We start from the raw sequence: 14,233 nt of genomic DNA, 5'->3' as shown, positions 1-14,233 counted from the left end.
CTTTCGTCGAGGTGAACCCGATGGCATCCGTCTCCTGGTTGTTGCTGGCGCTCGGCGCCAACCCCGTCGCCGCGCCGGCCGCTGCTCCGGCCGACCCGAAGGTGGCGGTGGCCACGGTGTTGGATGACTGGCACCGCGCGGCGGCGGTGGCCAACGAGCCGCGCTACTTCTCCTTCTTCACGCCGGACGCGGTCTTCATGGGCACCGACGGTGAGGAGCGCTGGACGGTGGACCAGTTCCGCGCGTGGGCGAAGCCCTACTTCACGAAGGGCAAGGCCTGGTCGTTCAAGTCGGTGTCCCGCAATGTCTTCTTCTCCAAGGACGGCCAGGTCGCCTGGTTCGACGAGGCGCTGGACACGCCCAACCTGGGCCCCGCGCGCGGCAGCGGCGTGCTGGTGAAGGAGCCGTCCGGCTGGAAGATTGCCCAGTACAACCTCTCCGTCCCCATCCCCAATGACTTGATGGGCGAGGTGACGAACCGCATCGCCACGTACGCGAAGACGAAGCCCGCCACACCGCCCGCGCCGGCAGCCAGGCCCGCGCCGAAGCCCTGACGCATGCCCGCCTGCGTCATGACCGGCGTCATGACAGAACCATGACAAACGCATGGCGGAGCTGAGGCCCTCCGCCATTTCCTACGCTGTAGGTTGGCGTCCTTCGCTGCTCAGCATTGGAGGCCCCACCGCATGCGTGTCATCACCCCCGACCTTCTTGTCGCGGCCGTGACGGAACTCTCCCGGGGAACGAAGCTGGTCCGACTGAAGGACGTGCAGGCCTGGTGTGAGTGGAACGGGGTGGACGCGCAGGGAGACGGCCTGCGCAACCAGGCGCTCTGGGAGGCGGAGCGCGCGGAGGCCCAGGGACAGCGCCGGCTGCTGAAGTTCAAGAGCGGCGAGTGCAAGCAGTCCCGGCTGGGCTGGGCGCTCATCCCCCACGGGACCAAGGCGCGCGAGCTGGCGACGGACCTGCGCTGGTGCGAACAGGTGTGGAACGGCATGGACTGGGAGTGGGTGGGCGGCGTCGCCCCCGTCCCGGAGCGCCGTCCCAACCGCGTCCGGAACGTGGAAGAGGCGACCGCCTCCCCGTGACTTCGGGGCGTGCTTGGGTTCGTGCAGGCACCTTCCCTCTTCATCCCAACGTCGAATGGCGCCTCGTTCCTGGGAAGGGACGGGGCGTCTTCGCGCGCCGGTTCCTGCCGAAGGGGACGCTCGTGGAGTGGGCGCCCATCAGCCGCTTCCCCGCGAGCGACCTGAAGCCGGTGGACCACCGCGACTGTCAGGCGCACCACCACGTCTTCACCTGGGGCGCCGAGCCCGGCCGCGAGAAGGCCTACGCGTGGGGCATGCTGGCGCTCTACAACCACTCGAAGACGCCGAACGTGGAGCTCATCGACGGGCCGCTGCCGGACACCGGCGCCGCCGTGGCGCTGCGGGACATCCAGCCCGGCGAGGAGCTCTGCCTGGACTACGGCATCACCTGGTTCGAGCCGAGCTGAAGGCGCGCGGTCCTCAGGGCAGGACGCGGACGTGGATGCCCGGCGTGCGGCGCTCCGTGGCGCGCTCCACCACGCGGCCCAGGCGCAGGAGCAGGTGCTCCTCGTAGGGCCGCCCCATGAGGTGCACGCCCACGGGCAGGCCCGCGCGGTCGAAGCCCGCGGGGACGGAGAGGGCAGGGCAGCCGGTGAGGTTCGCCAGGCGGATGAAGCGCATGAGCGCGTCCACCACCGGCAGGTTGGACTCGCCGGCCGGCAGCGTCGCTTCGGGGATGAGGGGCGCGGTGCTCGCCGTCGTCGGCGTGACGATGACGTCCACGTCCGCCATGAGCGCCAGCAGCTCGCGCGTCAGCCGGTGCCGGTGCCGCAGCGCGTGGATGAGGTCCGTGGCCCGGAAGTGACGTCCCAGCGCCAGGTTGGTGCGCGAGTCGAGCCCGAACACCGACGCGCGCGCCTTCACCTGCGGCAGCATCGCCTCCGCCATCTCGCTCAGGATGATGCAGCTGTGCGTCCAGAGAAGGGTGTTCAGGTCCGGCGCGGGGAGCTCCACCACCGTGGCGCCCGCGTCGGTGAGGGCGCGCACGGCTTCGCGGCAGCGCGCCACCACGTCCGGATCCGCGTCCTCGAAATAGGGCGTGCAGATGCCCAGGCGGACGCCCTTCAACGCGCCGTCTTCATAGCTGGACAGGTGATGTGGGGGCTGCTGCCGGGAGGCGACGTCGTGTCCGTCCGTGCCCGCGACAATCGCATACACCGCCGCGACGTCGTCCACGGTGAGGCCCAGGGGGCCCACGTGCGCCACGTTCCAGCACAGCGGCGGCACGCCCGTCTCCGGGATGCGGCCCCAGGTGGCCTTGAGGCCCACGACGCCGCACAGCGCGGCGGGGATGCGGATGGAGCCGCCACCGTCCGCGCCAATGCTCACCGGACATAGGCCCGCCGCGACCACGGCCCCGGAGCCGCTGGAGCTGCCGCCGGTGATGTGGCCCCGGTTCCACGGGTTGCGCGCGGCGCCGTGGTGCGGGTTCAACCCGATGGGGTTGATGCCAATCTCCTGCATGTTGGCCTTGCCCAGGATGACGGCGCCCGCGGCCTTCAACCGCGCGGCCACGGTGGAGTCGGTCCGCGCGGGCTCCATGCGGAACGTGGTGCCCAGCGTGGTGGGGAAGCCCGCCAGGTCCAACTCGTCCTTGATGACCACCGGCACCCCGTCGAGCACGCTCAAGGGTGCGCCCGCGCGCAGCCGCTCCGCGGACGCCTCCGCCGCGCGCAGCACCTCCTCCGGCTTGCGAGCGATGAAGAGGCCCAGCCGGTCCGCGCCGCCGTCCAGCCGTTCAATCGCCTCATGGACCTTGCGCGTCACGGCCACCGGATCCGTGCTCCCCTCCCGGTAGGCCCGAGCGAACGCAGCGATTGTCTCCCGCTCCGGCGTCACGGGCGACGCGGCGATGGCGCGCGCGGCCTGCTCCACCGGTGTCTGTGTTTCAGCGGCGGGTGCTCCCGGCGGAAGGGGATACTGGATGGGAGGGGCATCGTCGGCGGACAGCTCGCGCCACGCTTCGATGCCGCTGTCCCGCATCAGCTTCTCCACCAGCGCCGGCCCCACGCCGCCCCGCTCCAGCGTGTTGACCATGGCCTTGAGGGCCATGCCAGAGAGTCGCGGGGCCTTCACCGGAGCGCGTCGGTAGGTCATGGGCGCGCAGCCTAGCGCGAGGCCTGTGCCAAAGGCTGGATTGGCCAGGCCTTCTCCTGCGCCCGGGGTCCGGGCCCGGAGGCGGCGTGATACACAGGGATGTGTCATGAGCCCGCGCCGCCGAATCGTCTCCGCCGTCCTGTGTCTGCTGGCCGCCGTCACCGGGTGCAAGAAGGAGGCGCCGGCCGCGCCTGCCACGCCCACCATCGGCCTGGTGCTGGGGCTGGGAGGCCGGGGCGACCACTCCTTCAACGACTCCGCGCTGCGGGGACTGGAGCTGTGGGCCGCGGGGAAGACGTACGAGAAGGCCGGCTACCAGGAGGCCCCCGCGCAGGAGCTGGCCCCGCTGGGCATCACGCCCATGGTCCTCCAGAGCCGCGTGGCGGAGGACTACGAGCCCAATCTCCAGCTGCTCGCGGACCAGCACGTGTCGCTGGCCATGGGCGTGGGCTTCATGCTGGAGAACGCCGTGGAGACGGTGGCCCGGCGCAATCCGTCGCTGCCCTTCCTGCTGGTGGACAGCCCGCTGCTGGACGCGCAGGGCCGGGTCCTCACGCTGCCCAACGTGCGCACGGTGGTGTTCCGCGAGGAGGAGGGCTGCTTCCTCGCGGGCGCGCTGGCGGGGCTCGTCACGAAGACGGGCCGGGTGGGCATGGTGGGCGGGATGAAGATTCCCCTGGTGGAGCGCTACGAGGCGGGCTTCCGCGCGGGCGTGGCCGCGACGAACCCGAGCGCCACGGTGCTGGTGAACTACACCGGCAGCTTCACGGACTTCGCGCTGGGCAAGCAGGTGGGGCAGGACCTGCTGCTCAAGAACACGGACGTCGTCTTCGCGGCGGCGGGCGTGGACGGCCTGGGCGCCATCCAGGCCGTGAAGGAGGCGCGGGAGGCGGGCAAGGCGGTGTCTGTGATTGGCGTGGACTCGGACCCGTCCCACCTGGCGCCAGAGGCGGTGCTGTCCGCCGTCGTGAAGCACGTGGACCGGGTGGTCTACGAGGCCATCCGCGACCAGCGTCAGGGGCGCTTCCAGGGCGGCAACGTGTCGCTCGGGTTGAAGGAAGGGGGCATGGGGCTGGCCCCCGTGCGGCTGGACTTCCCGGGCAAGGCGGAGGCGCTGAAGACCGTGGACGCGCTTCGTGCCCGCATCGTCTCCGGGGAGCTGAAGGTGCCCACGCGGGTAGAGGCCGTTCAGGCCGCGGGCGCCAATCCCTGAACGCGGGCCCCATCGGTGCCGTGTGGCTGGCTCCTAGAAGGCGAACAGCGGCCCGCGCGTCTCCACCTTCAGCTGCCCCTGGTTGATGGCCACGATGAGCCGGCGCATGAGGTTCTCGCGCTGCTGCAACGTGAGGGCGGAACTGGACGCGGACAGCTCGCGCGCCTGGGCCTCACCCCACCGGCGGGCGGAGAGGGCCCGGTCCACCACCTCGTTGCCGCGGGCCCAGGCGGCGGCGTTCCGCGCGTCCGGGATGGGGGGCTCCTGGGGGGCCGGCTCATCCCGGGGGCCGGTCTTGGACGCCTGCGCCTGGGCCTGCAACGCGCGGCTCACGGCCTGCTCGATGCGGGCGTCCAGGTCCGCTGGCAGCTCGGGGGCCCGGGATGGCGTGCCGGGCTGCACGGCCACGGGGCCCTGGCGCTGAGCGAGCAACAGGTTGATGCGCCCCTCCATCCGCTCCAGCCGGGCCTCGAGGTCCGGGGCGCTGGCGGAGGCGCGTTGGCCCTGCACGAACAGGGCAAGCCCCGCGCCGAAGAGGATCATGTTGAGCACGACGAGCGTGCGGCTGAGCGGAAACATGGCGCGGGGCTGCCTCTAGCGAACGGCGCTCAGGGCGCCTTGGGCTCGTGGTGGGAGCCGGTGCCGACCATGATGTCCGTGCAGGTCCCCGTGCTATCGAAGTAGAAGAGCACGGCCGCGTCCGAGGTCATCGAGCGGATCACCGCGACCATGCTGGCATTGTTGGTCATACAGGAGACGGTGGTCCCCGAGGCATCCGTCGCCGAGCAATACCCGTAGTCATACGAGTTGGTATGGCAGTACAGGTTCATGTTGGTGTCCGGGCTGTTGCGGGCTGCCCCCATGTTCGCGATTGCGACACCGTTCACGGGGTCCACGTAGACCGGTGAGCTGTCCTTGGCGCCGGCGAAGCTGGCGGTGGACAGACCCATGGTGATGCACAGACCCCACATCATTCCCGTCTTCTTCATGTGATTTCCCCCTGCTGGATGAATGGCTGGCTGTTCCTGGGTGGCCCAGGGACGCTGGGTTCTACGCCGCGGAACGGGTGGCCTCTAGTTTTCAGCGGGCGTGAAGGCATCCACATACTCCGGCAGCACGAACCCGGTGGCCGCGTGGGTGACGATTCTTTCGAACACCCGCTCCAGCGGCTTCGTGGTGAGCAGTCTGTAGATGTGATTGCGCAGGAACAGTCCGGCCCGCGTGCGAGGCGCGAAGAATCCGCCCACGTGGTTCGCGCCTTCCTGGCACTTCGTCGCGTAGGGGCGGAGCCGGGCCTCGAAGCGCGCGAAGGCCCGCGCGTGCGCGCCCGGATTCGCGAGCAGCTCCCCCGCGAGCACGTACGCGCCCACCATCGCCATGGGCGTGCCCTGTCCTCCCAGCGTGCCGCCCCAGGCCGCGTCTCCCAGCAGGACCACGCGCCCGTGTGAGTAGCGCGGAATCCGCACGGAGCTGATGGCGTCGAAGTAGAGGTCTTCCGCCCCGTGCAGTGCCTCCAGGAGCCGCGCCGTCTCCCAGCCCGCGCCCGCGAAGGCGGCCGACACCGCTTCGCGCGCCAGGTCCTGGGAGCGCTCCTGGAATCCGAGCGGCGCGCCGGTGAACACGAACAGCGCGCGGGCCTCATCCTCGGAGCGGGCGCTGGTGACGCACACGCCACGGCCGGGCTCACTGTAGATGACGCCCTGCCGCCGCAGGCCGAGCACGTTCGGCAGCGTGCACCCCACGACGCGGAAGCCGTGGTGCTTCAGCTGGCCGGCCTCCCCGCCAAAGGCGCGCGAGCGCACGTTCGAGCGCAGGCCATCCGCGCCCACCACCAGGTCGAAGCGCTGGGGAGCGTGCTGCTCGAATTCGACCTCCACGCCTTCGGGCGTCTCGTGGAGCGCGGTGGGGCTGTCCCCGAAGCGGTAGTCCACCTGCTCGCGGGTGCGCTCGTGGAGCAGCTGGCAGAGGTCGCCGCGCTGGAGCTCCACGTCCCCGCTCATCATCAACGCAGGCACCTCCGCCAGCGTCCTGCCCGAGGCATCGACGAAGGCCTGCGTGCCCAGGCGCGTGCGCCGTTCGTGGATGGCCTCCCACAGCCCCATGCGCTCCAGCACGGCGCGGTGCACGGGGCCCCGGAAGTCGACGGCCTGCCCGCCGGTGCGCAGCGCGGGGGCGCGTTCGACGAGGGTGATTCGCCAGCCTCGCCGGGAGAGCCACCATGCGAGGGACGGGCCTGCGATTCCTGCTCCAGCGATGAGGACGTGGGGTCGGGTCATGCCGCGTACGGTGTACGCACGCGGACCGGCTCCACAACGCAGCCGCGGGTGAGGCCTTCCCGTGTGCTAGCTCAGACGGAACGCCTGGGGCAGGGCCTGCGCCCATGGGGCCCTCTGTACTAGTACAAGGCCCATGGCTCTGGCTCCGTATCAACGCATCGTGGACGACGTGAAGCGGCAGGTGCGCACCGGTGCGTTGCGGCCCGGTGACCGGTTGCCCTCCACGCGGGAGCTGGCCCGGCGGTGGAAGGTCGCGCTCGCGACGGCGGCGCATGCGCTGCGGACCCTGGCGCAAGAAGAGGTGGTGAAGACCGTGCCGCGCGTCGGGACGGTCGTCGCCGGAGGTCCGCCTCGTGCGGGTTCCACGCGGGGCTCGGCGGACCTGACGCGCGAGCGCATCGTGCGCGCGGCGATCGCCGTGGCGGATGACGAGGGCCTGCCGGCGCTGTCCATCCGTGGGGTCGCGGCGAAGCTCGGCCTGCCCGTGATGTCGCTCTATCGCTACGTGGCGAGCAAGGACGTGCTGCTCTTCATGATGGCGGAGGTCGCCTTCGCGGAGGAGCCGCTGCCGGCGAAGCCACCGCAAGGGTGGCGTGCGCAGCTGGAGCTGGCCGCGAGGCTGGAGTGGCGTGTCTTCAAGCGCCATCCATGGCTCGCGCGGGTGGTGAACCTCACGCGGCCCCAGCCGCAGGAGAACGCGCTCGCGTTCGCGGACTGGGTCCTGCGAGCGCTGGCGGAGGCACGGCTCCCGCCCCAGGAGGCGATGCGCGTCCACGTGCTGCTCCATGCGTTCGTGCAGGGCATCGCGGTCAACCTCGAGTCCGAGGCCGACGCCGTCGCGCAGTCCGGCATGAACGACGAGGAGTTCATGCGGCGCAACCTGGACACCTTCCTCCGGGTCGCGACGTCGGGGCGCTTTCCGCACTTCGAGAAGGTGCTGAACGGCCTGCGCCCGGGATTCGACCTGGACTTCGATGAGCTGTTCGAGATGGGCCTGCGCGTGTGGCTCGACGGATTGGAGGCGCGGCTCGCGAAGCGGCCCGGCCCCTCGAAGCCCCGGTGAGCTGTCACGGCTCGCGGCGCTTCAGCTCCGCGAACCATTCGAACAGCGGACGCGTGGGGCCGCCCAGCCGCGCCACCGCGTCCTCCAGCGCGTCCTGGTTGGCCCAGACGATGTCCGCGTCGCCGTGCTTCCCCACCAGGTCCAGGATGAAGTGGCAGAAGAGGCCACCGTCGCGCGTGGCGGCGAAGCCATACGAGCGGCATGACAGCGGCCGGTGCGCATAGACGCCGCACGCGCCTGTCTTCCGGTCCAGCAGCGGGCAGGTGTACGGGCGCGCCTCCTGCCGCGACAGCGCGTCGACGCGCTCGCGGATCTCCGCCAACGTCCCAGGGGGAAGTTGCTGGAGCCCTTCCTCCAGGTAGCGCCACTCCAGCTGCGTGATGGGCAGCGGCGCGGCCAGGTGGCGGCAGCAGTGATCACATCCCCTGCGGCAGGGCCACCAGTCATGGGAGCCGGAGATGTCGGCGGCGCGCGCCTCGACCCGGGCGTAGATGGCCTCCAGCGCGCGGCGTGCCTCGTCGGGCGTGGTCATCGGAGCGTCCTTCTATCGCTCCTCCGGCACCAGCGCATCGGCCTGGGCCCACGCTGGCTGCCGCCATGCGAACCCAGGCGCGCCATGATGCTCAGTGGACGCGCTTGGAGGCCGCGCGTCCGCGGGTGCTCCGGGCCTTGCCGGCGGGCTTGCCCTTGGCGAGCGCGCCCGCCGTGGCGCTCTTCTTGGGCGCCGCGGCCTTCCGGGCCTGCCGTGCGGGGGAGGCCGACGTCTTCGCGGCCTTCGTGGTCGCCTTGCGCTTCTTCTGCTGCGCGACCTTCTGGGTGTCCTCGTCGTTGCCCAGGCGCGGTCCCGAACCCTGCACGCCCAGCATCGGTTGCTGTTGATGGAATGGATGTTCGCTGTAGCTGCGGCCCATGTGGGGTCTCCCGAGATGCTCTCAGGCCAACATGAAGGCGCTCCCCGCCCCAGAGGAGTAGGGCGTGCGTCCAGGTTGGACGCCCGCCCACTCCGCGCGCGAGGGCTCAGGCCCCGGCGGTCCACCCACCGTCGATGTCGATGACCTGCCCGGTGGCGTACGCGCACGTCGCGAGGAAGTACGCCGCGTCCGCCATGTCCCGCACGGTGCCCGGCTTCTTGAGGGGCACCTTGCTCACGAGCGCGTCCAGGAACGCGCCGACCTGCTCCGGCGGGACGCCCCAGTCGATGGCGGTGTCGCGCGTCAGGCCGGGGGACAGCACGTTGACGCGGATGCCCCGGGGCGCCAGCTCCACGGACAGCGAGCGGCCCATGGCGTTGACCGCGCCGCACAGGCCCGCGCCGCCGGAGTAGTTCACCAGCGCCGTGTGGCCCGCGATGCCGGAGCACAGGATGATGGCGCTGCCCGGGACCATCTTCGGCACGGCGTAGTGGCAGGCGGAGAGCTGGCCGAAGAAGCGGTCGTTGAAGAGGGCCCTCCACGACTGCGAGGGCACGCTCTCCACCGCGCCGAACACGGCGCCGCCCGCGCACGTCACCAGCAGGTCCACGCGCGGCACGGAGTCGATGAGCCGCTTCACCTGCGCGTCATCGCCCACATCGGTGACGACGCCCCGGGCGCCCCGGCCAATCTTCGCCGCCGCGTCCTCCAGGCGCTGCTGCCGGCGTCCGGCGATGACCACCTCCGCGCTCTCGCTGGCGAAGCGCTCCGCGATGGCGAAGCCAATGCCCGTGCTGCCGCCCGTGACGACCGCGATCTTCCCGTCCAATGCGCCCATGTGCGTGCCTCCCTGGAATGACATACGGACAGCCTGGGCCAGGCTGGCAGTTGCCCCCCGCTTCCGCCATGGCCCGGCGGGGCTCCGGGGTGCACGACCCCCTCGGACCGGGGTAGACACACGGCATGTCCGCCCTGCTCGACAGCGGCGTGCGCCGGGGCGCGGAGGTGCGCTGCCCCGCGTGCATCCGCTTCATCCCTGCTGACGCCGCGTGCCCGCACTGCCTCTGTGGTGCCATCCCTCCGGAGCGCCATGGCTCCGCGCGAGCGCTGGTGAAGTCCGGCGTGGACCGCTTCGCCCTGGCGGCCCGCACCGCCGCGCTGGAGCCCGCGCAGGTGGCGGTGCTGGAGGCGCGCTACGCACGGCAGTGGGGCGCGGTGCTGCGCCTCTCCGAGGACGCCCGGCGCATCGAGCCCCACCTCGTGCAGCGCGGCTTCACGAGGGAGCTGGAGGACGCGTGGGCGCTGATATTGCCCATCGAGGATTCCTCCCTGGAGGAGATGCTCGCGCCCTTCAGCCCCATGCCGGACTCGGTGGAGTGGCTGGCGGACAAGTCCCCGGATCCGACCCTGCGCCTGATGGCCTCGCTCGCCTGTGTGCACCAGGGCAGGGGAGCGCGGGAGGCCCGCTTCTCCGTGAGCAATCAACTGCTGCACGGGGAGGGCCGCATGGCGGTGGAGGCCATGCTCGCGATGACGCGCTGGCGCAACGGCCTCTCTCCGCGCCTGGGCGCCGAGGAGCGCGAGCGGATCCGCGGCCTCTCCCTGGGCGTGCTCCATGTGCCGGAGCTGTCCGTGCGCGCCGCGGTCGCGTGGACCCGGGCGTCACATGAGGTGACGCCGGAGAACGTCTCCGAGGCGCTGCACCGGGGCCTGTATGGCTCCGACCCGGAGGTCCGCTTCGAATGCGCCCTGTGCCTTCGCGACGAGATGGAGGTCTCCCAGGCGCTGGACTCACCGGATGCGGACGTCGCCGCCTTCGCGCGCCGCACCTTGAGCCAGTGGGGCTCGCGCCGGCTGCTCGCGCGCCTGCAGCGGGACGGCGACGCGGCCTTCGCGAAGGACGTCCTCCGCCAGCTGCCCACCCCTCCACCCGAGGGCGCCCTGGAGGCGCTGCTCACCGTATCGCTGCGCACGGTCGGGTCGCTCGCGAACGAACTGCTCTCCTTCGCGAAGCAGCGCCCCTTTCGCGCGTGGGGGGCGGAGGACCAGCAGCGCTGGGCCCGCTGGGCGCGCTCGGCGCTGAGCGAGCTGTCCGCGGAGACCGCGCTCGACTTCTTCGCCTGGGCCGCCACGCCTCCCCGAAACGACCCCGAGGCCCCGGAGGAGGAAGAGTCCGAGGCGATGTGGGCCTTCCTGGAGGAGACCGTGCACGCCATCGACCGGGGCACGGCGAAGGACCGCGCCGCGTGCTTCGGTGACTCCGCGTTCGCGCGCTTCCTCCACCACTCAGGCGTGGATGAACAGCGGCGGCTGAACGACTGGGCTCGCGACCCGGACAGCGGCGAAGCCCTGCTGGAAGCGCTGATGCTGTATCCCTCCCGGGTCTGGCAGCTGGACCTCGCGCCGGAGCGCCGGAGCCAGGAGAAGCACCCCGACCCCGGTCATCCCGGCCGGTTGCTCATGGCCGTCTGGGAAGGGCCGGGCCAGCACCTGCTGGTGGCACCGCTGTCCCGCGTGGTGCGCTCCTGGCGCTCCACCCACGGAAGCGAGCTGTTGGTGGAGGCCGTGTGGCGGCGCTTCCAATCCCATCCCGCCGAGCGCGGCGCCCTCCTCACCGCCTTCGCGGCCTGGCGGGACCGCCTGTGGGAGAACCAGTGCGAGGTGGAGCCCGACGCCCTGACGCGCTTCCAGGCGTGGTGGCGCCTGGATCCGGAAGGCCTCTTCCAGCAGACGATGCAGCTGCTGGACGACGTCCCGAAGGATGCGCTGCCCCGGAGGCTGCGCGCCCTCTGGGACGCGGCGGAGGAGCTGGTGGGCACGCGCCCGCGCACCGCGTCCCTCTCCGTGTCGAAGGGCGCCATGGCCCTGCGCAATGGGCTGGAGTCCCGCGACGCGGACGTCCTCACGGCCCTGGACGCGGAGCTGGAGCACTTCGAGGCGTGGCTGCCCGCCTTCGAGCAGCGCGTGCTCGCCACGCCGTCTCCGCCGGAGGAGTCGAACGTCCACCGCGACTTCCTGGACGACACGCACAACGCGCTGCGGATGATGCAGGAGCGCCGGGAGCGCAGGCTCGAAGCCGAGGCGTACGCGCGGCAACGCGAGATCGACCGGCAGGTGGCCGAGTCCCGCCGCCGCGACCAGGAGCGTCAGCGGGAGCTCCAGCGCCGGGAAGCGGAAGCCCTCCAGGCGCGGATGGCCGCGGAGCGCGAGCAGCAGGAGACGCTCTCGCGCGTGGAGGCCCAGCGCCTGCTGGTGACGCTCCAGCCGCGCGTGCCGCTCAAGCCCGTGGACAGCGAAGTGGTCTTCCCGGAGTCGGCCTTCCCCACGCTCGTGGACTACGCGCGGATGATCAAGGCGATGCAGCGGGGCGGGGACGTGATGAAGCTCTTCGACACGCTGGGGCTCACGCCCGTCACCTGGGCCGCGCAGGCGAACGCCTGGGGACAGGCGATGGTGGGCCGCATGGAGCTGGGAATGCGCTTCGGGGAGCTGCTGTCGGCGCCCTGGGAGTGACGTCCCGGGCGCCGGGAGTGAGCGCTACTGCGCGGTCGCGCCGCCGTCGAGGACCATCTCCGCGCCGGTCATCAGCTTGGACTCGTCCGACGCCAGGTACACCACGGCGTTGGCCACGTCGTCCGGCTCACCGAAGCGGCCCGCGGGGATGCCCTTGAGCATGCGCGCGCGCGTCTTCTCCGCCTGGCCACCGGCCTGGGCCAGCGCCTCCACCATGGCGGTCTCCACGTAGCCGGGGTGGATGGAATTGCAGCGGATGCCATAGCCCTTGTAGGCGCAGTGCAGCGCCACGGACTTGGACAGCATGCGCACGGCGGCCTTGCTGGAGCAGTACGCGGGGAACTGCGGCACGCCCACGAGCCCCGCGATGGAGGAGATGTTGATGATGGAGCCGTTCTTCGACCCGGACTCCCGCATCACGCGGATGCCGTGCTTGCAGCCCAGGAACACGCCGTCCAGGTTGACCGAGTGCACGAACTTCCACTCGTCCAGCGACATCTCCTCGATGTCCTTCACGATGCCCATGCCCGCGTTGTTCACGAGCACGTCCAGCCGGCCGAACTTCTCCACGGTGCGCGCCAGCGCGCTCACCCACTGGTCCTCGCGGGTGACGTCCAGCGGGAGGAACAGCCCTGCGTCACCCAGCTCCTCCGCCACAGCGCGGGCCTCGCCCTCGCGCCGGTCGGTGACCACCACCTTCGCGCCCTCGCGCGCGAGCATCCGCGCGGACGCGGCACCCAGGCCCCCCGCGCCGCCGGTCACCAGGGCCACCTTGCCTTCGACTCGCTTCATGGTCGTCGTTCCTTCATGTGAGCGGCGGGTGCGTCACGCCGCGGGGTTGGGGGTGAGCAGAATCTTCCCGTTGCGGCCCGGCTCCAGCGCGCGCTTCACCGCGTCCTGGATGCGCTCCAGCGGATAGGTGCCGTCCACGGGCGCCTGGAGCGTGCCCACGGCCATCAGCTCCGCCAGCCGCGCGAGCGTGGCGTTCTGCTCCTCGCGAGGCGCGTCGCGCAGCCAGCGCGTCAGCCAGAAGCCGCGCAGGGTGACGTCCTTGAAGATGCTGGCCGCCGCGGACAGCTGGGGGCCCTTGCCGCTCATGGCGCCGTAGTTCACCAGCGTGCCGCCCGTGGAGAGGCAGTCGCCCACGCGGCGCGCGGACTCGCCGCCCACCGCGTCGATGCCCAGCCGCACCTTCGCGCCGCCGGTGGCCGCGCGCACCTGCTGGGGCAACCCATCCGTGTCCAGCAGCACCACGTCCGCGCCCTGGGCCTTGAGCGGGTCGACCAGCTCCTGGCGGCGCACGACGTTGACGGTCTTCAGGCCCATCACCTGCGCCAGGGTGATGAGGTAGCGGCCCACGGCGGAGTTGGCGGCGTTCTGCACCACCCACTCGCGGGGCTGGAGCGTCACGAACTGGCGCAGCATCAGGTAGGCGGTGGGCGGGTTGATCAGCAGCATGCTCGCCTGAAGCAGGTCCAGGCCCGGTGGCACGGGCAACAGCTGCGCGGCGGGCGCGGTGACGTGGGTGCGCCAGGTGCCCGAGCCCAGCGGCAGGAACACGAGGTCGCCCACCGCCACCGCGGCGGAGCCCGCCACCTCCACCACGCGGCCCACGCCCTCGTTGCCGGGCGTGGCGGGCAGCTTGGGCAGCACGCCGTATTCGCCGGAGAGGGTGAGCAGGTCGGAGGGGTTGATGGGCGTGGCGAGCACCGCCAGCCGCGCCTCACCGGGCTTCAGCGGCGCGGGGGACTCCTCCACCACCTGGACGACGTCGGGGGGCGGCCCGAAGGCCGAGAAGCGCACTGCTTTCATGGCATTGCTCCCGCGCTGTGAAGGCGGCGCCACCCTAATCGCCTTCCGCCCTGCTGCCGAGCGTGCGCTGCGACACCACGCGCCGTGTGCATCCGCTGGTGGATGGATCCGCTGCGCCTGCATTCCCGCCCTCGGGCGCTGGCGCTCTGTCCACCCTCGGACGTGAGTGGAAGGAGGCTACCGGCCGTGGACGATCGGGCCTCGCCATGACGGTGGGGGCTGCACAGGTTCTGAAATGGACCCCTCGGTGGGGCGGGTGG

General features: G+C 71.5%; 15 protein-coding genes. 6 read left to right on the top strand and 9 right to left on the bottom strand.

Annotated features, from left to right (window positions below; genetic code table 11):
* Nucleotides 1–20: 20 nt before the first annotated feature.
* From D7X55_RS09085 to D7X55_RS09075, 3 genes are all read left to right on the top strand, one after another.
* Complete coding sequence (locus D7X55_RS09085) at nucleotides 21–554, top strand: nuclear transport factor 2 family protein (protein WP_121722832.1); 534 nt, start codon at nucleotides 21–23, stop codon at nucleotides 552–554.
* Nucleotides 555–686: 132 nt separating this feature from the next.
* Nucleotides 687–1,088 (top strand): hypothetical protein, encoded by a 402-nt coding sequence (locus D7X55_RS09080; protein WP_120550209.1) that lies wholly within the window; start codon nucleotides 687–689, stop codon nucleotides 1,086–1,088.
* Complete coding sequence (locus D7X55_RS09075; protein WP_306437717.1) at nucleotides 974–1,495, top strand: SET domain-containing protein; 522 nt, start codon at nucleotides 974–976, stop codon at nucleotides 1,493–1,495. The genes D7X55_RS09080 and D7X55_RS09075 overlap by 115 nt, the downstream gene beginning before the upstream one ends.
* 13 nt (nucleotides 1,496–1,508) lie before the next feature.
* Here the strand turns inward: D7X55_RS09075 and D7X55_RS09070 are convergent, their stop codons facing one another.
* On the bottom strand, nucleotides 1,509–3,185 hold the full coding sequence (locus tag D7X55_RS09070) for an amidase (protein WP_121722831.1): 1,677 nt from the start codon (nucleotides 3,183–3,185) through the stop codon (nucleotides 1,509–1,511).
* A gap of 106 nt (nucleotides 3,186–3,291) precedes the next feature.
* Here D7X55_RS09070 and D7X55_RS09065 point away from each other — a divergent pair, with 106 nt between their 5' ends.
* Nucleotides 3,292–4,398 carry a BMP family protein gene (locus tag D7X55_RS09065; RefSeq protein ID WP_121722830.1) on the top strand — a complete coding sequence of 369 codons (1,107 nt, stop codon included), beginning with the start codon at nucleotides 3,292–3,294 and terminating at the stop codon, nucleotides 4,396–4,398.
* Between the two features lie 33 nt (nucleotides 4,399–4,431).
* On the opposite strand, the gene D7X55_RS09060 is transcribed toward D7X55_RS09065, so the two are convergent.
* The 3 genes from D7X55_RS09060 to D7X55_RS09050 form a co-directional block, all read right to left on the bottom strand.
* Entirely contained in the window at nucleotides 4,432–4,977 is a 546-nt protein-coding gene (locus D7X55_RS09060; RefSeq protein WP_120550205.1) for a hypothetical protein, read from the bottom strand.
* A gap of 29 nt (nucleotides 4,978–5,006) precedes the next feature.
* Nucleotides 5,007–5,387 (bottom strand): hypothetical protein, encoded by a 381-nt coding sequence (locus tag D7X55_RS09055; protein WP_147470060.1) that lies wholly within the window; start codon nucleotides 5,385–5,387, stop codon nucleotides 5,007–5,009.
* A gap of 84 nt (nucleotides 5,388–5,471) precedes the next feature.
* The gene (locus tag D7X55_RS09050) at nucleotides 5,472–6,674 is read right to left on the bottom strand and encodes an FAD-dependent oxidoreductase (protein ID WP_121722828.1); all 1,203 of its coding nucleotides are present in this window, start codon (nucleotides 6,672–6,674) and stop codon (nucleotides 5,472–5,474) included.
* A 133-nt stretch (nucleotides 6,675–6,807) separates the two neighbouring features.
* Here D7X55_RS09050 and D7X55_RS09045 point away from each other — a divergent pair, with 133 nt between their 5' ends.
* Complete coding sequence (locus D7X55_RS09045) at nucleotides 6,808–7,737, top strand: TetR/AcrR family transcriptional regulator C-terminal domain-containing protein (RefSeq protein ID WP_120550202.1); 930 nt, start codon at nucleotides 6,808–6,810, stop codon at nucleotides 7,735–7,737.
* A 4-nt stretch (nucleotides 7,738–7,741) separates the two neighbouring features.
* Here D7X55_RS09045 and D7X55_RS09040 read toward each other — a convergent pair whose 3' ends face one another.
* From D7X55_RS09040 to D7X55_RS09030, 3 genes are all read right to left on the bottom strand, one after another.
* Entirely contained in the window at nucleotides 7,742–8,269 is a 528-nt protein-coding gene (locus D7X55_RS09040) for a YkgJ family cysteine cluster protein (protein ID WP_121722827.1), read from the bottom strand.
* Between the two features lie 91 nt (nucleotides 8,270–8,360).
* A complete protein-coding gene (locus tag D7X55_RS09035; protein ID WP_147442833.1) occupies nucleotides 8,361–8,648 on the bottom strand; it encodes a hypothetical protein in 288 nt (95 codons plus the stop codon).
* A 106-nt stretch (nucleotides 8,649–8,754) separates the two neighbouring features.
* Nucleotides 8,755–9,486 carry an SDR family NAD(P)-dependent oxidoreductase gene (locus D7X55_RS09030; RefSeq protein ID WP_121722826.1) on the bottom strand — a complete coding sequence of 244 codons (732 nt, stop codon included), beginning with the start codon at nucleotides 9,484–9,486 and terminating at the stop codon, nucleotides 8,755–8,757.
* 125 nt (nucleotides 9,487–9,611) lie between these two features.
* Here D7X55_RS09030 and D7X55_RS09025 point away from each other — a divergent pair, with 125 nt between their 5' ends.
* Entirely contained in the window at nucleotides 9,612–12,161 is a 2,550-nt protein-coding gene (locus tag D7X55_RS09025; protein WP_121722825.1) for a hypothetical protein, read from the top strand.
* Nucleotides 12,162–12,185: 24 nt separating this feature from the next.
* Here the strand turns inward: D7X55_RS09025 and D7X55_RS09020 are convergent, their stop codons facing one another.
* The gene (locus tag D7X55_RS09020) at nucleotides 12,186–12,953 is read right to left on the bottom strand and encodes a glucose 1-dehydrogenase (RefSeq protein WP_120550197.1); all 768 of its coding nucleotides are present in this window, start codon (nucleotides 12,951–12,953) and stop codon (nucleotides 12,186–12,188) included.
* A 33-nt stretch (nucleotides 12,954–12,986) separates the two neighbouring features.
* Nucleotides 12,987–13,973 (bottom strand): zinc-dependent alcohol dehydrogenase family protein, encoded by a 987-nt coding sequence (locus D7X55_RS09015; protein ID WP_121722824.1) that lies wholly within the window; start codon nucleotides 13,971–13,973, stop codon nucleotides 12,987–12,989.
* Nucleotides 13,974–14,233: the final 260 nt, after the last annotated feature.

It is taken from the genome of Corallococcus sp. AB049A (assembly GCF_003668885.1).
Lineage (GTDB): Bacteria > Myxococcota > Myxococcia > Myxococcales > Myxococcaceae > Corallococcus > Corallococcus interemptor.
This window is presented reverse-complemented; position numbering and strand designations above follow the sequence as displayed.